Genomic DNA, 20,565 nt, shown 5'->3' with positions numbered 1-20,565 from the left:
ACATGCTCTAATCGAGGATGCTGCCACGCCAGACCAGGCGTGACTGAAGCGTGACCGTACGTGGGGTGTCGTCCCACGTTTCGGAAAGATAGGTGACCGCGGCGTCGGAAATTTCTTCCACCGGCTGGCGAAACGTCGTCAGGTTGTAGCTTTCCCAGGAAGCCTGCTCGATATCGTCGAAACCGATCACGGAGACATCTTCCGGCACCCGCAGCTTGAAGCGGCGGCGGGCGGCGTCGAGGACGCCGCAGGCGATCAGGTCCGTCACGCAAAAAATCCCGTCCGGTCTTTTTGATCCGGTCAGGAGCCGTGTGCCCACGTCAAGACCTGTCTGGTAAGATGTCATTCCGCTTGCTTCCTCAATGACCTCGCTTCCCGCTTCAGCGGCGGCCGCGCGGAAGCCCCTGCAACGATCTTCCAGGCTGGGGGTTCGTGCCTGGGAGGAGGCAAGCGCCGGGCGTGTGCACCCGGCGGCCGCAAGCGAGGCGAAGGCCTGCCGCCCGGCTGCGAAGTCGTTCACCCTGATCCGCAAGGTGCCCGCCCGCTCCTCGTTGCGATTGATCAGGACCAGACGCATGCCGTTGCGAAGACAGATCTCGGCCAGTGAGGCATCGGGCATGCCGGACAGCACGATGGCTGCATCCGTGCGATAGGAAATGGCTTGCCGCAGCGCTTGCGCCACGCTTTCGTCCGAGCGGTCCGTATTGATGAGCAGCCCGACCTTGCCCGCGGCCTGTAACCTCTCGGACAGGGTGGCGAGCAGAAAGGACCGGTAGGGCGTCTGGATCTCGGCCGAAATCAGCGCAACGATGCCCGTCTTCGAGGTCAAAAGCCCGCGCGCCAGATTGTTGACGTGATACCCCAGTGTTTCGGCCGCCGCGTGTACCTTGGCCCGCGTTTCGGAAGAGACGGATGCGCCAGGTGTAAACGCTCGCGAAACGGCTGTGCGCGATACGCCGGCCAGTTGCGCAACATCCTTCGCGCTTACCTTGTTCTTGATCATGTCACATTCCCGCAATGCTGTGCATCTGGTTCCTTTGGTCTAATTATAACAAATTTTTGACACTTTCTTGACAAGAGGCGGCATTGGTTTCAATTTAATGCACAGGTGTGCAAAACACCAATTCCCGGATTTTGGGAAAATGGGAGGAAATCATGAAACTTTTGAAATATGCCCTTCTGGGCGGTCTTGCCGTGTCGCCTGCCAGTGCGATGGCGGACGAGCTGAACCTGATCTGTTCGGCTGACGTGGTGATCTGCGAGAAGCTTGTCAGCGAGTTCGAGGCCAGCCATTCGGACATCGACGTGAACATGGTGCGCCTGTCGTCGGGCGAAGCCTATGCCAAGATCCGGGCGGAGGCCCGCAACCCGCAAACCGATCTCTGGTGGGGCGGCACCGGCGATCCGCATCTTCAGGCCGGCCAGGACGGGCTGAGCGCGAAGTATGAATCGCCCATGCTGGGCGAACTTCAGGACTGGGCGCAAGGCCAGGCCAAGGTCTCCGACTATCACACCGTGGGCGTTTACTCCGGCGCGCTCGGCTGGGGCTACAATACCAAGATCCTTGAAGAAAAGGGGATCGCTCCGCCGATGTGCTGGGCCGACCTGCTTGATCCCGCGCTGAAGGGCGAGATCCAGATCGCCGATCCGAACTCCTCTGGCACAGCCTACACGACGCTGGCGACGCTGGTTCAATTGCTCGGCGAAGACGAGGCGTTCGACTTCCTCAAGAAGATGCACGCCAATGTCTCGCAATACACCAAGTCGGGCAGTGCGCCTGTGAAGGCCGCCGCGCGCGGCGAAACCGGTCTGGGGATCGTGTTCCAGCATGACGCCGTCGCGCAGGCTGTGGCCGGCTTCCCGATCGGCGTTGTCGCTCCTTGCGAGGGAACGGGCTACGAGATCGGCTCCATGTCCATGGTCGAGGGGGCTCAGAACCCCGAAGCCGCGAAGACATTTTACGATTGGGTGCTGACGGCGGAAGTCCAGAGCCTGATGCCGGAGGCCGGTTCGTTCCAGATCCCCTCCAACGCCAGTGCAAAGCCGCCCAAGGAAGCTCCGGATCTGTCGACGATCAAGCTGATCGACTACGACTTCGCCGAATACGGCAGTGCTGAACGGCGCAAGGCGCTTCTGGCGCGCTGGGATAAAGAGATCGGCTCGTTGCCGCTCCAGTAAATCCCTGACAGGGCGGGTGGCCTTCCGGTCACCCGCTGCCCGGCCTTCCAGACCCATCGGACCGATCCATGACATCCAGAGACAACCGCAGGCTCGATCTGATCCTCGCGGCCGGGGTCTTCGCGTTGATCGCGTTGCCCTGGTACCGCATTCGCTCGGGTTTCTTCAGCTTCGAATGGCTGGAAGATTTCATTTCTTCAGAAAAGCTCTGGCCCGGTCTGGTGCAGGGATTGATGGGGCGCTGGCAGCTCTGGCCGGTTCTGATGCTGCTCGCCGTTGCCGTCTTGCTGCGGTTCACACAGGCCCCCGGGAAACGCGGCGGTGCGCTGATTGCCGTCGGCGCGGCGGGTCTCGCCTGGATGCTGGCCGAAGGGCTGGCAATCGGCCTGCGCGGCTGGAACTGGGGGCTGCTTGAAGCGACCTTCGGCGATGTCGCCGGGCAGCAGGCATTCGGTGCCGGCGCCGTTGTGCTGGGAACGCTCTTTGCCCTGATGATCGCCTTTGGCGCCGCCGAACGCGGTGCCCTCAAGGGCGATGCCTTCGTGCTTGGCGCGATCACGCTGCTGGTGCTGCTGGTCGCCACGTTTGTCTTTTACCCGCTGGTGTCGATGTTTGCCGGTGCGTTTCAGGAGTTCGACGGGTCTTTCACCAGCGAAGGCGTGCGCCGGAATATTGTCGACCCGAAAATCTGGTCGCTGGCCTGCTTCTGGGGCGGAAACTGCGGTGTTGCATGGCGCACCTTCTTCCTTGCGATCTGCACCGCGACCGGGACGACGCTGCTCGGCCTGGTGTTCGCGCTGGTGGCAACGCGGACGGGCTTCAGGTTCAAGAAATCGCTGCGCCTGCTGACGGTGCTGCCGATCATCACGCCGCCCTTCGTCGTCGGCCTCGCGCTGACCATGCTGCTGGGGCGTTCCGGATCGCTGACCCAGGTGATCGAGTCCGCCACGGGCTGGGAACTGGGGCGCTGGCTCTATGGACTGACCGGCATCTGGATCGCCCAGATGCTGAGTTTCACCCCGATTTCCTTCCTCGTCCTGATCGGGGTCGTGGACGGCATCAGCCCGTCGATGGAAGAGGCCAGCCAGACCCTTCGCTCCGACCGCTGGCGGACCTTCCGCAAGGTCTCGCTGCCGCTGATGGCTCCGGGGCTGGCGAACGCCTTCCTGATCGGCTTCATCGAGTCGATGGCCGACTTCGGCAACCCGCTGGTGCTGGGCGGCTCCGGCGGTGTGCTGTCGACCGAAATCTTTTTCGCCGTGGTGGGGGCGCAGAACGATCCGTCCCGCGCCGCTGTGCTGGCGATGGTCCTGCTGTTCTTCACCCTTTCGGCCTTCCTGGCGCAGCGGCTCTGGCTGTCCGGGCGCAACTATGCGACGGTGACGGGCAAGGGCGACGGCGGGCGGCATATCAGCCTGCCGCGCCGGGTCGGCTGGCCGGTGATCACGGTGGCTGTCGCCTGGGCCGCCTTCACCATCACGGTCTATGCGATGATCCTGTTCGGCGGCTTCGTGAAGATCTGGGGTCTCGACCACTCCCTGACGCTCGATCACTACGCCAAGGCCTTCGGCGTTGGCTGGGACAACGGGGTCCTTTGGACCGGTGTCGCCTGGGACAGTTTCTGGACGACGATGGAGATCGCGCTGATCGCGGCGCCGCTGACCGCGGCGGTGGGCCTGCTGACCGCATGGCTGATCGTGCGCCAGAGGTTCCCGGGGCGCGGGGTGTTCGAATTCGCGCTGATGATGAGCTTTGCCATTCCCGGCACGGTGATCGGCATCAGCTACATCATGGCGTTCAACCTGCCGCCGCTGCAGATGACAGGCACCGCGGCGATCCTGATTGCCTGCTTCGTCTTCCGCAACATGCCCGTGGGCGTGCGCGGCGGGGTGGCGGCCATGGCGCAGCTAGACGGCTCGCTTGACGAAGCGTCCCTGACGCTGGGGGCAAGTTCCGGCCGGACCATGCGCAAGGTGATCCTGCCGTTGATGCGCCCAGCGATCCTCGCCGCGCTGGTCTACAGTTTCGTGCGGGCAATCACCTCGATCTCGGCGGTGATCTTTCTGGTCAGCGCGAAATACAACATGGCCACGGCCTATATCGTCGGGCTGGTCGAGAACGGCGAATACGGCATCGCCATCGCCTATTCCTCTGTCCTGATCCTGGTGATGATCACCGTCATCGGCGGCTTCCAGCTGCTGGTCGGGGAACGCCGCATCCGGCGGGGCGAGGAAAAGGCCGCCAATTCCAGTTTTTCCGCAAAGGAAGCACGAGCATGACGCAGACAAAAGGCGCTGTGGCGTTCCGCAACGTGCGGAAGACCTTCGGCAGTTTCACCGCCATTCCCGATCTGACGCTGGACATCGAACCCGGCAAGCTGGTCACGCTGCTGGGGCCGTCCGGCTGCGGCAAGACAACGACGCTGCGGATGCTGGCGGGGCTGGAAAGCCCGACGGACGGACAGATCCTGATCGGCGGCGACGATGTCACCCGCCTGCCTGCCGACCGGCGCGACGTGTCGATGGTGTTCCAGAGCTATGCGCTGTTCCCGCACATGCGCGTCGGGCAGAACGTGGCCTACGGCCTGGAAGCAGGTGGCATGAAATCGGCCGAGGCGCGCAAGCGTGCGGAAGAGGCGCTGGAACTGGTCGGCCTGTCCGGCCTCGCGGGCCGCTTGCCGGCGGAACTCTCCGGCGGTCAGCAGCAACGCGTCGCCGTGGCGAGGGCGCTGGTGCTCGAGCCGCAGGTGCTGCTGCTGGACGAACCGCTGTCGAACCTTGATGCCCGACTGCGCCGCAAGGTGCGCACGGACATTCGCGAGTTGCAGCAGCGGATCGGTCTCACCGCCGTCTACGTCACCCACGATCAGGAGGAGGCGCTCGCCGTCTCCGACACCATCGTGGTGATGAAGGAGGGCAAGGTCGCGCAGATCGGCACACCCCGCGAACTTTACGAATCCCCGGCCTCGGACTTCATCGCCGACTTCATCGGCGAGGCGAATGTGGTCGACGGCCGCGTGCTGTCGGTCCAAGGCGATGTCGCGCAGGTCGAGCTGGGTGGTGTGACGCTGTCATTGCCCTCCAGGGGCCAGTCGCCCGGACCCACGCAGATATCGCTGCGCTCGAACGCGCTGAAAGTGACGGTTGCCGGAAAGGGGGATGGAACGGGCATAAAGGGCACCATCGCCTCTTCCGCCTATCTCGGCGATCACGTCGAATATGAAATCGACGGCCCGCTGGAGCGGATTTTCGTGGTCGACGATGAGAGCGACACGCCTTTGCCGTCGGGCACGGCTGTTGCCCTGGAAGTACGCCCGCGCGGCGTTGCGCTGATCCCGGGGACTGCATGATGCTGAATGACCTGAATGCGGAACGCTTGAGCCTGGCGGTCGATCTGGCCCGCCGCGCCGGTGACCTGGCGCTGGAGTATTTTCATCGGCGCGACGCGCTTGTCGTCGAGACGAAGCGCCATGTGACCGATCTGGTGTCCGAGGCCGACCGGGAAGTCGAAACCCTGATCCGCAGCGCCCTGGACAAGGCCTTTCCGGACGACGCGCAACTGGGCGAAGAGCACGGGCTGAGCGAAGGCCGGTCCGGCTTCACCTGGGTGATCGATCCCATCGACGGAACCGCGCCGTTCCTCAACGGCCTGCCGGGCTGGTGCGTCTCCATCGGCGCCTGCGACGACGCCGGCCCGGCGCTGGGCGTGATCTATGCACCGGTGCTGGACGAGCTTTTCGTGGCCTTCCGGGGCCAGGGGGCGACACTGAACGGCGCACCGATCCGCGCGCTCGACGGCGATCTTCGCGCCGGTCTGCTGGGCATCGGCGCGAACGACCGGGTGGCCAGCAAACGCGTCGGCCGGATGCTGACCGAGCTGATGGACGCCGGCGCCGGCTGGATGCGCTACGGCTCCGGCGCGCTGATGCTCGCCTGGGTCGCCGCCGGCCGCCTGACCGGCTACGCCGAACCCCGCATGAGCGCCTGGGACTGCATGGCGGGCTATGTCCTCATCCTCGAGGCCGGCGGCCGCGTTCTGCCGTTCCCCGACGGCCCTGGCCTGACCCTCCCCGCACCGGTCATGGGCGCCTCGTCAGGGGCGTACGACGAACTCCGGGATATTTGTGCTTTTGGATCTGCGCCGGATTGGTAGGGAGGCTGGGGGAGGAAAGGCGTTTGCTGGAGCTTTCGGCGGGATTGTTGAGGACTGTCTGTGATGGACGAGACTGTCTCACAAGGACCTATTACCAGCACAAAGGTGTCTCGGCGGTTTGATCGGTCCGCAGCCGGTGTCAAAAAAAATTCCGAACGTCTGCTTCGCGTCCCCAATTCGGACCTTCTTTGACTCTCGATTCGGTTCTGAAAGCAGCCATTTATAACAGGTTTAAGCGAAAGGCTGAGGAGGCTAGGAAGTAGACGTTTATTGCTCCAAACTCGGACGGTCGCAATGCGATTTTCCGTCCGCTTTCAACGCTGCGCCATTCCCTCACTCGGTATATCGGAGCATCTTGGAAGGAGGACGCGGAACCTGTGTGGGAATTTTACACCAAAAAAACTTGGCACTGGTCGTGACCTCAACCTTGGGTACACTGCTGTCTGTAATTGCATAAGTCAGCAGCCAAGAAATTGCGAGAATCCAAATGAGCAAAACTCATCTCACCCAAATATGGCAGGCTCTCTCAATACTCTGCGTCTTGTTCCTCATCACAAGTGTCATATCCCTCCAAGGTGGCTCTGAGTTTTTAGGCCGACTCTTTGGAGACAAAGCTGGGAATGCCGGGGACAATGCATCTGCAGTCGGATATTTTGGGGCGATTATTGGAAGCGGTCTATTGCTACTTTCTTCAGCGGCACTGTGGCTATATGCAAAGCGCCATGGGACCAGCTGGCATAGTAGAATACCAGTTGTCTGGTTGAAGGGGCTGAATACGAGCGCGCGCGAGGGGAAAATATTTCAGTTCTCGGTTTTGATAGTATTTATCGTTATTCCGATTGTTGGCATTCTGCGGTCCATGGAAGTAGCAGAAGCAGGAGACATTTGTGAGCTCAACACCAACACGTTTTACCGGGGTTCGGAAACAACCCTTTTGTGGCCGCCCACCGCCGAACAGGGCGAGCAAATGCGTCTTCAAAAACAAGATTTCGGTGGCAAGCCTTGTATCGGCGGCGTTGAGTTGTTTCCTCGCAGTCTGACGCCACTCGGGTTTTATGGAGTGCCGCTTGCTGCAACGATACTAACTATTTTTGCTTTAACCTCAGTTTTTCGCTCATCAGAGCAGATCAAGGCAGATCAAGAAAACGATGAAAGCGTTTAGTAAGGTCTGCCCTACCGGTTTGTCTGTATTTAACAGTGGCCCAAACACCCTCTACCATTTCGTTTGGTTGAATCGGCAGCACGATCAATTGTTCGTTTTGCTCCTTTCAAATTCTGTTCGACAGAATTGATGAGGTCTTTTCTGGCATCTTCAAGCTTTTGCTGCACTTTCTTTAATTCAGATGCAAACTGTGCTTGAGCCTTGCGGTCAATCCCTACAGCATTTAAGAACTTAACGACTTCGTTGTTTGGTCCCGGGCCTTTGGTCACATCATTCCATGCGTTCCTAAAGAACTTGACGAATTCATTGTTGGGCCCAAATTCGAAATCCCCAATCCGCACGGCGATTTCAAGGTTCGTGTCACAACCTGTTTGACGCGCGTGCGCTTTGATTGCGTCTTTTGTCACAGCATCAATCTGATCCCGTTGTGAATTGGTCCTTTCGATCAACTGATTAGCGATCATCTGCGACTGATCACCTGAAAAATCATCCATCGGGCGGGGCGTTACTTGGATCTGCAGATCGGCCGATGCGAATATGGAGTCGGGTCGAACTGAAAATACGCGCGGGAACAAGGTGGTCGTTGCGCCCACGTTACGGGTTACTACCCACCAATCCCGCGACCAGCGGCTATTGCCGCTTGGCTGCGGTTTGGGAAACAAAAGCAGGTTCGGCTTGGCGTCGTACAGCAGAATTGGTTCCAAGACCTCAGGCCCAATCGGCGCCTTGATACGGACGCCAACTTTCGGCGCGCTGATCCACCCTTCGCGAAACTTCAATTTACCATCGGACAGAGCTACCAAGTCCAGATTTTCGCACGTAGCGTTCCATTTCAATACAGCGCTGGGGCGTCCTTCGGCATCTTTGATGATAAGTGGCTCTGCGTTGACTTTCGCGACCTTGGTTGCCCCGGTATTGACATCAAAGCCTACCGAAGTACCTGCGCCGCCACCGATGAGCGGATCAATATGAATTCCAAGCGCCAACTTACCAACGGCACTAACAGGAAGGTTAAAGCCAACTCGTCCAATTTCCTGTTGGAAAGAGGGTTTACCCATTTTCACCGTTGCCCAAGCGCATGTCGCGCATTCGATGTAGGTGCGAGCTCCGCCTCTCGCGACCCCGTCGATACTCCAATCTTCGCGGGACAAATCTCCCTGGTAGGAGATCAGTTTGAAGGAGACTTCCCTTTGCTCCGGGGTCAAGGTAGCGAGTTGTCCTGTCAAATCGGCGATCAAACGATTTTGAAGACGGGCCGCAATTTTTGGCTCTTCGTCATCCACGCCGAAAGCGATAAGTTCAGCGGGCAGGTTTTCCTGCAGGCGTTCATATTGCTCTTGGACAGCAAGCCTTAACTCAACCTGGCTGACTTTGGGTGGTGAGTCGGGCTCAATATCTTTGGCATCTTCCTTGCGCAGCTTTCCCATCAACCAAATCGCATTGCCACTATAAATGGGCGCTGTATATGCAATCGGTGACCTCAGCTTGGTCTTTGGCGCACTGACCGAATAAGTGAGAACGGCGTCTTTACCCGTTTTTTTCTCTTCTCTTTTACTGTCAATTCCGGTTTCGATAGTGAATTCTGCCGGGAGATCGACACTCGTCTCGAAAACCTCGGGTTCCAATAGCGTCCGGGCCAGATCAGGGGCAAGTCTTGACCAGAAGCGATTTGCACTCACTGACAGGCGGCCAAGTTTCGCGATGGGCTGGACTCTTATTGGCTCCAGCAGGAAATGGATCCGGGCAATTTCTTTGCCTTTTTTGTCACTGGCATATTCAATACGAGAGACTAGAACTGCGCCTTCCATTAGAAGGTTTAGTGTAAGCGGGCCCTTCTGCGCGGTGATTTTGACCAGCGCATCAAGTGAGGCGAGAGACGGAACCAGGGCAATGTCATCGACCGTGACCTCGGTGCCGCTTAAAAAACCATTGCCCCTGTTGACGAGTTTGCTCCCGACCACGGTTGATAAAAGTGTAGCGATCGCTTTCCTGTTGATGCCCGCTGAAACGTCCCAACCGCCAGTGGCATTTCCGTGATCCAGCGCCTTTCGCGTAACATCAAGAGCCTTCCAGCGGGTTTTCCAACCATTCTCAACGATCAACGTACCAAAGGACGACCGAGCTTTCTGCATGTCGCCGGCCTGGGCGGCAAAGTTCTTGCGGTCCCTGCATTCAAAATTGGTTTCGCATTTCGGGATATTCAGGACATCCCCCGGAAATATAAGGTCGGGATGCGTCACAACATTCGAATTTTTCTTTGCAAGGTGTGGAAATGAAACGCCGTGAAGAAGGTATTTTTCGCTCAGTTTCCATAGGTTTTCACCAAAACCTACCTTGTGCTCTTGATTGGCCGTCTCTGCGGAACGGGCGAAACTGGTAAAGGTCGCTTGAATTAGCGAAATTGCTATAAACGTGAGTAACATTTTACGGAAAAAGTCAGAAGAATGCATTGTTAAATCCCCCGGGGCAATTCAACAGCCACCTTTAAAAGCGTTAATTATATCACAGGAGGTGTGTGAATATAAGTGCACCAAAAAATAGCAACGCTTTTATATTCCAAGCCAAGCGGTTCGGCTAATAGTTGGTAAATTTGAACCCTCTTATACTCTGCTGTAAGAACGAGGGAAAACGGCAAGAAAATGCCTCGCTAGTTACTCTGAACGAAAGTGGGTAATTTCTTCCACAGATCTAATTTAATCTAATCGAGGAAGGTAGGGGATGAGCGCGACAATGAAAAAGAGCTGAATAGGCGGAGTGTGGACAGTCGCTTGGGTTTGTGTCAGCAACTGTATGGGCCGAAAGCCACAGAAATTCTTGCTAAACAAATATCTGCTAAGATAATCTGAATACTGCAAGAGGACAGTCCGCTTTCGGCTCCATTCCGGCCATTTGCACAAGAGCAGCGAAAATCCGCTCCCCACCCAATCCGCCTCCATATCGCAGCCACTCGTCCCGCCTTATTTCCTTTCCCGACAAGCCCCCCCCAAGTTGACACCCCCGCACGGCACCGCTACTCCTTTCCCATGGGGTTCCTGCGAACGCCCCGTGAGGCTCAGGCCCAAGATTCGCGAGCGACATTTGTTTCGGCGCCGGTGGCGGCGGCAAGTGTGTTCGATTGAGGATCAAGGAGCCGAAAATGCCAGCCCCCAATGAAATCACCATCTCCAATCTGCAGCGCCTGATCGGTACGCCGGACTGCCCGGCGATCGTCGATATTTCCATCGATCCGGACTTCGACGAAGACCCGTATTTCATCCCCGGCTCGTTCCGGCACCCGCATACGGACAAGCGCGGGCTTGTCGAGCGGCTGGACGGCAGGGCTTGCGTCATCACCTGCCAGCGCGGGATCAAGCTCAGTCAGGGGCTTGTCGCCTGGCTGCGCACGGAAGGGGTTCAGGCGGAATATCTGTCCGGCGGCATGTATGCGTGGCGGGATACGCCCGGAACCCTGCGCATCCCCGCCGGATCGATCCCGGAGCCGGTCGATGGCGCGACGCTGTGGGTCACACGGCACCGCCCGAAAATCGACCGTATCGCCTGCCCGTGGCTGATCCGACGGTTTGTCGACCCTAAGGCAAGGTTTCTGTTCGTGTCCCCCGTCGAGGTGGAAGGCGTGGCGAGCCGCTATGGCGCGACGCCGTTCGACATCGAGAACGTTCATTTCTCGCACCACGGGGAGTGCTGCACCTTCGATACGATGCTGGAGACGTTCGAGCTCAAGAGCGCGGCCCTGGAGCGTCTGGCGGATGTCATTCGTGCGGCTGACACCAACCGGCACGATCTGTCGCCCCAGGCGGCAGGCCTGCTGGCGGTCTCGGTCGGCCTGTCGCGGCAATATTCGGACGATGTGAAGCAGCTTGAAGCCGGCATGACCGTCTATGACGCGCTCTATCGCTGGGCGCGGGACGGGTTCGAGGAAGGTCACGACTGGGTTCCGTCTTCCGGTTCAGCATCCGCCCCGGCCTCCCCATCTGCCACCAAAGCGGAGCCGTGGTCCTGATGACGGCGAATGAGACCGTGAACGGGGACGGCGTGCCGTCCCTTGCCGCCGCGACGCGGGTCTGGGCGCGGATCGGAGTTCTGTCGTTCGGCGGGCCCGCTGCCCAGATCGCGCTGATGCACCGGGAGGTTGTCGAGGACCGCCGCTGGCTTTCAGAGCAGACCTTTTTGAACGCGCTGTCGTTCTGCATGCTTCTGCCCGGACCCGAAGCCATGCAACTGGCGACCTACGCGGGCTGGCGGATGCACGGCACGGTCGGTGGGCTTGTGGCCGGGCTGCTGTTCGTACTGCCGGGGGCGGCGCTGATGCTGCTGCTGGCCGCGCTTTACGTGACCTTCGGGGCGCTGCCGCTGGTGCAGGCGCTGTTCCTGGGCGTCAAGGCGGCGGTTCTGGTGATCGTGCTCGAGGCGCTGCTGCGCATTTCCCGGCGCGCACTCACCCGTCCTCTGCATTATTGGATCGCGGCGGGGGCCTTCGTGGCGCTGTTCGTCCTCGATGCGCCCTATCCGCTGGTCATAGCGGCTGCCGCTGCGGTTGGCTTGGTTTCGGGGAAAGGGAGCGGGACGGGTGAGGTTGCGCAGGGCCGGGCGGCTGTCAGCCCCTGGGGCACGCTTCGGACAGTCCTGGTCTGGCTGGCGCTGTGGTGGTGTCCGCTGGTGTTGCTGGAATTTGTCTTTCCCGGGCAGGTGCTGGGTGAAATCGGCCGGTTCTTCTCGGTGTTGGCGACGGTCACCTTCGGCGGGGCCTATGCCGTGCTGGCCTATATGGCGCAGGAGGCGGTCAGCGGCTTCGGCTGGCTGAGCGCGGCGGAAATGGCGGATGCGCTGGGTCTGGCCGAGACAACGCCGGGCCCGCTGATCCTGGTCACCGAATTTGTCGGCTTTCTGGCGGCGGCGCGTGCCGGAACGGGCGAAGCGGACCTTGTCATGGGGGTTGCCGGGGCCGTAGTGACGCTTTGGGCGACCTTCGTTCCGTGCTTCCTGTGGGTCTTTGCCGGTGCGCCCTATATCGAGCGGCTTCATGCCATGCCGAAACTGAAAAGCGCCCTGGACGCCATCACGGCGGCGGTGGTCGGCGTGATCCTGAACCTGTCCATATGGTTCGCCCTGCAGGTCACGTTTTCCGACGTCTTCCGGCTGGACTTCGGACCGCTGCGGCCCTTGCTGCCGGACGTGACCTCGCTGGACTGGCGGGTGCCGGTGCTGACGCTGGTCGCGGGGCTGCTGGTGCTGCGCCTGCGCAAGGGCATACCGCTGACGCTGACGGTGTGCGCGCTGCTTGGTCTTCTGCTGTCGCGGATCTGACGGGCAGCGGTGTCAGGGGCGCGCCTGAACACGCCGGCGCATCCGCCCGGCCCGTAATGCTTCCAACATTGTTCTGGAACAACGTGGCGGGGCGGCCGAATTGCTAAATCCCTTTCCGACGGATTTTTCTAACCGGAAGGAGAGACCTATGCTGACGCGTAGAGCCGCATTGATGGGTGCAGCCGGCATTGCCGCGAGCCCGCTTATCGTAAAGGTCGCACAGGGCGAGGAAATCATGGACACGTCCATGGCGCCGCCCGTCGACCTTTCCACCCTCAAGCGCATCAAGCACAAGCTGGTGGCGCCGCCCTTCGTGCATGCGCACGATCAGGTGGGCCCCGCCGAGCCGCGGATCGTCGAATTCGAGATGAAGATCGTCGAGAAGGAAATGCAGATCGCCGATGACGCCTATCTGCAGGCGATGACCTTCAACGGCTCCGTACCCGGACCGCTGATGGTGGTGCATGAGGGCGACTATGTCGAGCTGACGCTGTTCAACAGCGCCGACAACACGATGCAGCACAATATCGATTTTCATGCGGCCACCGGCGCGCTGGGCGGCGGATCTCTGACGCTGGTCAATCCGGGCGAAAAGACCAAGCTGCGCTTCAAGGCGACACGGCCGGGCACCTTCGTCTATCACTGCGCGCCGGGCGGTCCGATGATCCCGTGGCACGTCGTCTCCGGCATGTCGGGCGCCATCATGGTGCTGCCGCGCAAGGGACTGAGCGATCACAACGGCGAACCGGTCACCTACGACCGGGTCTACTATATCGGCGAGAACGACTTCTATGTCCCGAAGGACGAGAATGGCGACTACATGCGTTTCGACGATGTCGGCGACAGCTACGCCGATACGCTTGAGGTGATGAACGGGCTGATCCCCAGCCATGTGGTGTTCAACGGCAAGGTCGGCGCCCTGACCGGCGACGGCGCGCTGAAGGCCAACCAGGGCGAACGGGTGTTGCTGGTCCACAGCCAGGCGAACCGGGATTCCCGGCCGCATCTGATCGGCGGACACGGCGATCTGGTCTGGGAGCTGGGCAAGTTCAACAATCCGCCCGACCGGGACCTGGAAACCTGGTTCATCCGCGGCGGTTCCGCCGGGGCGGCGCTCTACGAGTTCCTGCAGCCGGGCGTCTACGCCTATGTGAACCACAATCTCATCGAGGCGGTGAACCTCGGCGCCACGGCGCATGTGCTGGTCGAGGGCGAGTGGAACAACGACCTGATGGAACAGCTCGTCGCTCCCACGGAATATGACGTCGCCTTCGAGGGCAAGACAGCTCTGCCGTGACACCGGCCGGGTGCAATCTCAACAGTGGGGGCGGCCGTTTTCGCGGCTGCCCCTTTTTTTCATGTGAAAGGGGACCGAAATGAAATCCCTGCTTCTGGCCGGCGCGGCCTTGTCGGTCGTCGCAACAGCCACTCTAGTGACCGTCTGGACGATCACCCGGCCCGCCATCACAGACCTGCCGGAAACGGTCACGATCGAACCGGGAGAATACAGCTACCGGCCCGCCGGCGTGTACCGCTTTTACGGAAAACTGGTCGATGTGCCCCTGGAAACGCTGGTTGCGGATCAACCCCTGGAAATCATGAAGTTTCAGGTGAGCCGCGCCGAATACGCCGCCTGTGTGGCCGCCGGCGCCTGTCAGGCGTCCATCGTCTCGCTGGGCGGCAGCGCCACAAGCGCGGACCTGCCGCAAACCGAGGTCAACTGGTATGACGCAACGGCCTATGCGGCCTGGTTCTCGCGTCAGACCCGCCAGCACTGGCGCCTGCCCGATGACCGGGAATGGCAGCGCGCGGCGGCGGAACGGTTTTTGGAGGACGAGATCGTCGCCGAAGACGAGGACGATCCGGCGCAGCGGTGGCTCGCCGCCTATGCGCGCAATGTCGCCGCACGGGGCAATGGCGAGCTGGAGCCCGAGCCGCAGCCGCGCGGAACCTTTGGCGAGAACTCCCACGGGGTGGTCGACATGTCCGGCAACGTCTGGGAATGGACCACGACCTGTGTGGCCAACACAGATTTGACGGCCGATGGCGTTTCGCCCGTCAAGCAGCAGGAATATTGCGGCGCCCATATCGCGGAAGGCAAGCACCGGGCGATCATTATCGATCTTGTGCGCAACCCGAAGGTCGGAGGCTGCGCCGCCGGTCTTCCGGCGGACTACGTGGGCTTCCGGTTGGTGCGGGCCAGATAGGGCCCGATGCGCAGGGCGAAAAGCGAGAAGCCCGCGGCCCATAACAGCGCCGCGATCCACAACCCGGTGATGCCGGCGAAGGATACATCCGGGAAACAGACCCGAACGAGGGCCGCCAGGAAAACCATACCGGCGGCGGCCGTCAGAACCGGCCCGGCCACAAGCGCGTGGCCGGTATGTCCCAGGGACGCGCGCATCATCACCGCGAGGGTCATGCCGCCGATGGCGCCGATGCCGAGCAGATGGACGCCGACGGCAGCGGGCAACAGATCGAAGGACGCGGCGGCGTTCGCCGCAAGGCCGAGGGGCACGAAGCCGTAGGCGACATGCAGCATCAGCAGCAGGGGCGAGGGTCCCGTGCGCAGGCCCTGCCAGCGCCTCAGACGCATGAAGTGCAGCGCGGCGGCGATCAGCAACAATACGCCCGTCACTCGGCCATCGGGATGAAACGCCCATGTCAGCAGCGCGGCTGCCCCGACAAGCAGACAAACCGCATCGAAGCGGCCGGCGGGAGCAGGCAGATGCGCGGGATTACGCTTCACCAGCCAGTTGCGGGTGAAGCTTGGAATGATCCGGCCGCCGATCAAGGTGATCAGGAAGATGACAACCGCCAGGCCCAGCCGGCGGCCGGTATCGGCGCTGCCGTAGGTGAGCGCCTCGATATGAAACATCAGGTTGGCACCGAACAGGATGAGCACCGGCACCACGACCATCAGGTTGCGCCAGTTGCGCCCGGCGACGATCTCCACCACGATCATCGCGACGATCGCGGCCAGAAATCCGGTGTCGATCAGCATAGCCACGACGGCTCCGGGACCGAAAAGACCGGCGCAGGCCAGTCGTCCGGCGATCCACAGCGACAGCAGGAAGAAAAGCGGCCAGCCCCGTTTCGGCATTCGTCCCGTCCAGTTCGGGATCGCGGTGAACAGAAATCCCGCGATGACGGCGGACGCATAGCCGAACAGCATTTCATGGACATGCCAGTCGGTGGGCGTGAACGGCCCGGCAATCGTCAGGCTTCCGTCGAGGACCAGCATCCAGATGACAATCGCCGCGACGGCGAATACCGACGCGGCGAGGAAAAAGGGCCGGAAGCCGTAGCTGAACAGCGCCGGACCACCGAAGGATTTCGGGTTTGAACCTGTCATGGCAGTGCCTTTGATCTTGTCGCCTTGCGTTGCAACAGAAGGGGGCGATGCTCGTTCTCAGCACCGCCCCCGGTTTCGTTCAAATGATTGGCGGTTATTTGACCTTGGCGAAGATGTCTTCAAACCGCTTTTTGGCCTTGCCCTTCTGCTTGACGGCCTGGACGGCGTCGAGGTTCGTGGCGTCGCCGACCTGGATCAGCGCGACCATGCCCATGCCATAGTGGGGGGTGCATTTGATGCCGTAGAGGCCTTCGGCTTCGACTACGAGAGAGAAGTCCTTGCTCATCTTGCTCTTGAAAGCGGGAACGCCGTCCGGGAGCATCCCCTTGATGCCTTCGGCATTGTGTCCCTTGTCGACGGAAACGAAGATGACCGTGTCGCCGGGCGCTGCCGCGACATAGTCGGGTTCAAAGACCATCGATCCGGCTTCGCCCTTGTTGAGCATCTTGACTTCATGGGTTTCCGCGAAGGCAGCCCCCGTCATCAGGGCGAGAGCGGCAGCCAGGGTGAGAGTTTTACGTAGCATCGGAAATCCCTTTCTTCGTTTCCGGAGTATTTTCTGTGGCTCCGTTATGCTTAAGTCACGGCGAACAGACTTTGTGCTGCAACAAACTCCGGAACGACGCGTGAACAGAATCGACGAAAGCCTGCTGGTAGGCCTCCCGCCTTTCCGGCGTCTGGAGAGGAAACAGATCCGGGAGATACTCGATCTGGCCGTATCGAAGCGGTTCGACGAGGGCGTGGCGGTGTTTTCCGAGGGCATGCCCGCCGAGCGGTTCTATCTTCTGCTCGACGGCTATATCCGGGCGGTGAAGACCACGCCGGGCGGCGAGCACATCATCGCCATGCATATCGCACCCGGTCAGCTGTTCGGCATAGCGGCCGCGCTCGGGCGCGATACCTACCCCGCAACGGCGATCACGGCCGCCGAAACACTGGCCTTGTCATGGCCGATGCGGCTTTGGGATGAATTCACTGCGAAATACGACGGGTTCGCGTCCGAGACCTACAAGGTCGTCGGCGACCGGATGCAGGATATCCAGTCGCAACTGACCGAACTGGCGACGCAGGCCGTGGAACAGCGACTCGCTTCGGCGCTGCTCAGAATGGTCAACCAGTCCGGCCGGAAGGTCGATAACGGCATCGAGATCGCCTTTCCGGTGACGCGGCAGAACATTTCGGAAATGACCGGCACGACATTGCACACGGTCAGCCGGGTGCTGAGCGCCTGGCAGAAACAGGGCATCGTGGAGAGCACGCGGCGGCACATCGTGGTGACCGAGCCGCATCAGCTGGTCCTGTTAAGCGGTGTCGCGGGGTAATCCCGTCCGCCGTTGACCGGACCCTGTCCGACGGGGCCATGAGGCCGCGCGGTCACAACCCCGCCGCGGCGCGAAGCTCGGCGCGAAAATCCTGCTCATCCAGGTCATATTCCCTGCAGGCATCGATGATCGTGTGGAACGGCGCGATCGGGCAGCCGTAGCAAAGCATCCTGTGCCGGATGAACACGGCAGGGGTCTGCGGCCAGACCTTGAACAAAAGGGTCAATGGCAGATCCGGATCGTCGATCTTCGCTTGTTTCATGGCACGATACTCCGTGCGTTCTTAAGCGCCCCAAAGCGTACTGTTCAGGAATATCAGGAGCCCCCGACGCCTGACCGTGAATGTTCTTCTTCATGACACGCAAATTCTCCGACTTCTTTGTCCTGCAACAACATCGGCTGTTTCGGATCGCTGTAATCCGGTTGGATCCGCAACAACGATCAGGTTTGGCACGATGTCAGAGATCCTTACTAAGTCGCGGGCCAGAAACGTTTTTTATGGGGGATCGCTGTTCTTCATAGTCGTTTTCGTGGCCATGACGGTTCATAGCCACCGCTATGTGGTGGCCACGTCGACCGCAGGCATGCCGCTGAGCGAAGAGGTCAAGCTCGGCAAGGAAGTCTGGGAGCGGCACAGTTGTATCAACTGTCACACGCTGCATGGCGAAGGGGCTTATTTCGCGCCCGAGCTGGGCAATGTGATGACCCGCTGGGGCGTCATGGACGATCCCGAGTCCGCCTATGAAATCCTCGATGGCTGGATGCAGGCACAGCCCTCCGGAGTGGAAGGCCGCCGCCAGATGCCGCATTTCGTCATCAACGAGGAAGAGATGCGCGGGCTGGCGGAATTCCTGCGCTGGGCCGACCAGACCGACACCCAGAACTGGCCGCCGAACGACGCGGGCTGAGGGAGAAAACTCATGAAATATCAATCGCAAAAAGTGGCGTATGCCTACTTTCTGGCGGCCATGGGGCTGTTCGGAATCCAGGTCATCGGCGGTCTGCTGGCGGGCTGGATCTACATTTCCCCCAACACGCTGTCCGAGCTTCTGCCGTTCAACATCATCCGCATGATCCATACCAACGCGTTGATCGTCTGGCTTCTGCTGGGGTTCTTCGGGGCGGCCTATTATCTTGTGCCGGAAGAAAGCGAACGGGAGATCTATTCGGTCAAGCTGGCCTATCTGCAGCTGATCATCCTTGTCGTCGGCACGCTGGGCGCCGTGGCGAGTTATCTCGTCGGCATTCACGGCGGGCGCGAATTCCTGGAGCAGCCGCTGTGGGTCAAGTTCGGCATCCTGGTGGCGGCGGTGATCTTCCTGGTCAACATCTCGCTGACGGTGCTTGCCGGACGCAAGACGGCGATCACCAACGTGTTGCTGACCGGCCTGTGGATGCTGTCGCTGCTGTGGATCTTCGCCTTCATCAATCCGTCGAACCTCAGCCTCGACAAGATGTACTGGTGGTTCATCGTCCATCTTTGGGTCGAAGGCACCTGGGAACTGGTGATGGCCTCGATCCTTGCCTTCCTGATGCTGAAACTGACCGGCGTCGACCGCGAGGTGATCGAGAAATGGCTCTATGTCATCGTCGCGACGGCGCTGTTCTCGGGCATCCTGGGAACCGGCCACCACTTCTACTGGATCGGCCTGCCCGGATACTGGCAGTGGGTCGGCTCGATCTTCTCGACCTTCGAGGTGGTGCCGTTCTTCGCCATGATGAGCTTCGCCTTCCTGATGGTCTGGAAAGGCCGGCGCAATCATCCCAACAAGGCCGCTCTGCTGTGGTCTCTCGGATCCGCCACCGTCGCCTTCTTCGGGGCCGGTGTCTGGGGCTTCCTGCACACGCTGCACGGGGTGAACTATTACACCCATGGCACGCAGGTGACGGCGGCGCACGGGCATCTGTCCTTCTATGGCGCCTATGTCGCCCTGAACCTGGCGATGTTCACCTACGCCATGCCGATGCTGCGGGGCCGGGCGCCCTACAACCAGGTGCTGAACATGGCCAGCTTCTGGCTGATGACCGGGGGCATGGCCTTCATGACCTTCGTGCTGACATTCGCCGGCACCATCCAGACCCACATGCAGCGGGTTGTCGGCGACTACTACATGGACGTGCAGGACCAGCTCGAAATCTTCTACATCATGCGCTTCGGCGCGGGTGTTGCGGTTGTGATCGGAGCCCTGCTGTTCATCTACAGCCAGCTGGTTATCCGGCGCGAGATTGTCGAACCGGGCAAAGTTGATGTGCTTCCGGACGGAGAGCGGGCATGAACGCGCACATGACGGATATCGCGGGACAGCAGGATGTCCCGTTCTATCGCCCTGTCGGCAACGAATGCACGGTTTTCGAGACGGCCCACGCGAATGGTTTGCCCCTTCTTTTGAAGGGGCCGACCGGCTGCGGCAAGACGCGGTTCGTGGAGCATATGGCGGCCAGACTCGGCCGCCCGCTCTACACGGTCGCCTGTCACGACGATCTTTCGGCGGCCGATCTGATCGGCCGCTACCTGCTGCGCGGCGGCGAGACGGAGTGGGTCGACGGGCCCTTGACCCGGGCGGTACGGGAAGGTGCGATCTGCTATCTCGACGAGGTCGTCGAGGCACGCAAGGATGTCACCGTCGTGCTGCATCCGCTGACCGACAACCGCCGCCGGCTGTTGATCGACCGCACCGGCGAGGAACTGGCGGCCCCGTCAGGCTTCATGCTGGTGGCGAGCTACAACCCCGGCTATCAGAATATCCTCAAACGCCTGAAACCTTCCACCCGGCAGCGGTTCCTGTCGATCGGCTTCGGTTTCCCGGATGCGGCCACCGAAATCGCCGTCGTCACACGCGAGAGCGGGCTGGAGGAAAATCGCGTTGCGCCGCTGGTGCGGCTCGCCGGCCATGTTCGAACCCTGTCGGGAATGGACCTGGAAGAAGGGATTTCGACGCGGCTGCTGATCTATGCGGCCACGCTGATTGCCGGCGGCATGCCGCTTGAGCGGGCGCTGGAAGTTGCCGTGATCGAACCGCTGACGGACGAGGCGGATGTACAGCAGGCGCTGCGCGATCTGATCGCCGTGGTCTACGGGTAGAACGGGAGCC

At 60.8% G+C, this 20,565-nt stretch carries 18 protein-coding genes; 13 read left to right on the top strand and 5 right to left on the bottom strand.

All coding sequences use genetic code 11. The annotated features are described in order from the left end of the window. Positions 1 to 7: 7 nt before the first annotated feature. Positions 8 to 1,003, bottom strand: coding sequence for a LacI family DNA-binding transcriptional regulator (locus CLV41_RS15050; RefSeq protein WP_408013927.1), 996 nt, complete (start codon positions 1,001 to 1,003; stop codon positions 8 to 10). A gap of 152 nt (positions 1,004 to 1,155) precedes the next feature. Between CLV41_RS15050 and CLV41_RS15045 the strand changes: the two genes are divergently transcribed. From CLV41_RS15045 to CLV41_RS15025, 5 genes are all read left to right on the top strand, one after another. After that, positions 1,156 to 2,178 carry an ABC transporter substrate-binding protein gene (locus tag CLV41_RS15045; RefSeq protein ID WP_103223238.1) on the top strand — a complete coding sequence of 341 codons (1,023 nt, stop codon included), beginning with the start codon at positions 1,156 to 1,158 and terminating at the stop codon, positions 2,176 to 2,178. 68 nt (positions 2,179 to 2,246) lie between these two features. Next, positions 2,247 to 4,457, top strand: a complete 2,211-nt coding sequence (locus tag CLV41_RS15040) for an ABC transporter permease (protein WP_103223237.1) — start codon at positions 2,247 to 2,249, stop codon at positions 4,455 to 4,457. Then, a complete protein-coding gene (locus CLV41_RS15035; RefSeq protein ID WP_103223236.1) occupies positions 4,454 to 5,527 on the top strand; it encodes an ABC transporter ATP-binding protein in 1,074 nt (357 codons plus the stop codon). Before CLV41_RS15040 ends, CLV41_RS15035 begins: the two co-directional genes overlap by 4 nt. After that, a complete protein-coding gene (locus CLV41_RS15030) occupies positions 5,524 to 6,330 on the top strand; it encodes an inositol monophosphatase family protein (RefSeq protein ID WP_103223235.1) in 807 nt (268 codons plus the stop codon). The genes CLV41_RS15035 and CLV41_RS15030 overlap by 4 nt, the downstream gene beginning before the upstream one ends. Before the next feature lie 487 nt (positions 6,331 to 6,817). Beyond that, on the top strand, positions 6,818 to 7,492 hold the full coding sequence (locus CLV41_RS15025) for a hypothetical protein (RefSeq protein ID WP_103223234.1): 675 nt from the start codon (positions 6,818 to 6,820) through the stop codon (positions 7,490 to 7,492). Between the two features lie 29 nt (positions 7,493 to 7,521). Here the strand turns inward: CLV41_RS15025 and CLV41_RS15020 are convergent, their stop codons facing one another. Then, complete coding sequence (locus tag CLV41_RS15020; protein WP_103223233.1) at positions 7,522 to 9,942, bottom strand: LysM peptidoglycan-binding domain-containing protein; 2,421 nt, start codon at positions 9,940 to 9,942, stop codon at positions 7,522 to 7,524. A gap of 686 nt (positions 9,943 to 10,628) precedes the next feature. Here CLV41_RS15020 and CLV41_RS15010 point away from each other — a divergent pair. The 4 genes from CLV41_RS15010 to CLV41_RS14995 all read left to right on the top strand — a co-directional run bounded on the left by CLV41_RS15010 (position 10,629) and on the right by CLV41_RS14995 (position 15,003). Continuing rightward, positions 10,629 to 11,492, top strand: coding sequence for a chromate resistance protein ChrB domain-containing protein (locus CLV41_RS15010; protein ID WP_103223231.1), 864 nt, complete (start codon positions 10,629 to 10,631; stop codon positions 11,490 to 11,492). Further along, the gene (gene chrA / locus CLV41_RS15005) at positions 11,492 to 12,796 is read left to right on the top strand and encodes a chromate efflux transporter (protein ID WP_103223230.1); all 1,305 of its coding nucleotides are present in this window, start codon (positions 11,492 to 11,494) and stop codon (positions 12,794 to 12,796) included. The genes CLV41_RS15010 and chrA overlap by 1 nt, the downstream gene beginning before the upstream one ends. Positions 12,797 to 12,944: 148 nt before the next feature. After that, the gene (gene nirK / locus CLV41_RS15000) at positions 12,945 to 14,093 is read left to right on the top strand and encodes a copper-containing nitrite reductase (protein WP_103223229.1); all 1,149 of its coding nucleotides are present in this window, start codon (positions 12,945 to 12,947) and stop codon (positions 14,091 to 14,093) included. 79 nt (positions 14,094 to 14,172) lie between these two features. After that, entirely contained in the window at positions 14,173 to 15,003 is an 831-nt protein-coding gene (locus CLV41_RS14995) for an SUMF1/EgtB/PvdO family nonheme iron enzyme (protein WP_103223228.1), read from the top strand. Here the strand turns inward: CLV41_RS14995 and CLV41_RS14990 are convergent. Beyond that, positions 14,970 to 16,151, bottom strand: a complete 1,182-nt coding sequence (locus CLV41_RS14990; RefSeq protein ID WP_103223227.1) for an NnrS family protein — start codon at positions 16,149 to 16,151, stop codon at positions 14,970 to 14,972. The two genes, CLV41_RS14995 and CLV41_RS14990, sit on opposite strands and share 34 nt — an antisense overlap. Before the next feature lie 94 nt (positions 16,152 to 16,245). Next, positions 16,246 to 16,677 (bottom strand): pseudoazurin, encoded by a 432-nt coding sequence (locus tag CLV41_RS14985; protein ID WP_103223226.1) that lies wholly within the window; start codon positions 16,675 to 16,677, stop codon positions 16,246 to 16,248. 100 nt (positions 16,678 to 16,777) lie between these two features. Here CLV41_RS14985 and CLV41_RS14980 point away from each other — a divergent pair, with 100 nt between their 5' ends. Further along, positions 16,778 to 17,473 (top strand): Crp/Fnr family transcriptional regulator, encoded by a 696-nt coding sequence (locus CLV41_RS14980; RefSeq protein ID WP_103223225.1) that lies wholly within the window; start codon positions 16,778 to 16,780, stop codon positions 17,471 to 17,473. Positions 17,474 to 17,525: 52 nt separating this feature from the next. On the opposite strand, the gene CLV41_RS14975 is transcribed toward CLV41_RS14980, so the two are convergent. Further along, positions 17,526 to 17,735, bottom strand: coding sequence for a DUF1858 domain-containing protein (locus CLV41_RS14975; protein ID WP_103223224.1), 210 nt, complete (start codon positions 17,733 to 17,735; stop codon positions 17,526 to 17,528). A gap of 193 nt (positions 17,736 to 17,928) precedes the next feature. Here CLV41_RS14975 and CLV41_RS14970 point away from each other — a divergent pair, with 193 nt between their 5' ends. Genes CLV41_RS14970 through CLV41_RS14960 form a run of 3 tightly spaced genes read left to right on the top strand, consistent with a single transcriptional unit; the run spans position 17,929 to position 20,555 of the window. After that, positions 17,929 to 18,381, top strand: a complete 453-nt coding sequence (locus CLV41_RS14970; RefSeq protein ID WP_103223223.1) for a c-type cytochrome — start codon at positions 17,929 to 17,931, stop codon at positions 18,379 to 18,381. 12 nt (positions 18,382 to 18,393) lie between these two features. Beyond that, positions 18,394 to 19,749, top strand: a complete 1,356-nt coding sequence (locus tag CLV41_RS14965; protein WP_103223222.1) for a cbb3-type cytochrome c oxidase subunit I — start codon at positions 18,394 to 18,396, stop codon at positions 19,747 to 19,749. Then, entirely contained in the window at positions 19,746 to 20,555 is an 810-nt protein-coding gene (locus tag CLV41_RS14960) for a CbbQ/NirQ/NorQ/GpvN family protein (RefSeq protein WP_103223221.1), read from the top strand. Before CLV41_RS14965 ends, CLV41_RS14960 begins: the two co-directional genes overlap by 4 nt. Positions 20,556 to 20,565 lie beyond the last annotated feature (10 nt).

The organism is Roseibium marinum (assembly GCF_002906165.1).
Taxonomy (GTDB): domain Bacteria; phylum Pseudomonadota; class Alphaproteobacteria; order Rhizobiales; family Stappiaceae; genus Roseibium; species Roseibium marinum.
The sequence above is the reverse complement of the archived record's forward strand: the minus strand, read 5'-3'. Positions and strand labels throughout refer to the sequence as shown.